Annotated in this window: 1 protein-coding gene; it reads left to right on the plus strand. The window is 53.1% G+C overall.

Annotated elements, in window-relative coordinates; genetic code table 11:
• Positions 1 to 322 (plus strand): efflux RND transporter permease subunit (locus B2Z72_RS16610; protein WP_297005330.1); only part of this gene is annotated, 322 nt, incomplete at both ends.

The following is a 322-nucleotide window of genomic DNA, read 5'->3' on the forward strand; positions in this document are numbered from 1 at the left end:
CATCGTGGTGGTGGAAAACGTTGAGCGGGTTATGGAAGAAGATAACCTGCCGCCGAGAGAAGCGACGAAAAAATCGATGGAGCAGATCACCTCAGCTCTGGTCGGTATTGCTCTGGTACTGTCTGCGGTATTTGTTCCAATGGCCTTTATGGCCGGCTCCACCGGTGCCATTTATCGTCAGTTCTCGCTGACCATCGTATCCGCCATGGCGCTGTCCGTACTGGTTGCCCTGATTCTGACACCGGCACTGTGTGCCACCATTTTGAAACCGGCTCACAAAGGTGAACTGGCGCATCAGAAAGGCTTCTTTGGCTGGTTTAAC

The organism is Thalassolituus sp. UBA6592, from assembly GCF_002433655.1.
Classification (GTDB): Bacteria; Pseudomonadota; Gammaproteobacteria; order Pseudomonadales; family Oceanobacteraceae; genus Venatoribacter.